A 238-nucleotide genomic window follows, 5' to 3' on the forward strand; every position below is an offset into this window, starting at 1 on the left:
CGAACGTTGTGCGGTACCAGCCGAGGGACCACAGCACGGGCCGCGCGGCGCCGAAACCGTAGCGGGTCCGACCGACCCACCCCACGTACGCCCCCACGCCGGGGTTGAGCACCTGGCGGTTGCCGCCGCTGCCGCCGGGCATGAGGTAGGCCGGCGCGAAGACCTTGAAGTCCCAGGTCGTCGACAGGATGATGACGACGGAGAAGTTGGGCGTGAGCGGCGGGCGGATGGTCTTCCA

At 70.2% G+C, this 238-nt stretch carries 1 pseudogene; it reads right to left on the bottom strand.

The features are described 5' to 3' along the window. Positions 1-238: pseudogene (locus KVS71_RS18705) on the bottom strand (sugar ABC transporter permease); the annotation flags it as partial.

Origin of the sequence: Microbacterium sp. GbtcB4 (assembly GCF_019091465.1) — a bacterium.
Taxonomy (GTDB): Bacteria; Actinomycetota; Actinomycetes; order Actinomycetales; family Microbacteriaceae; genus Microbacterium; species Microbacterium paraoxydans.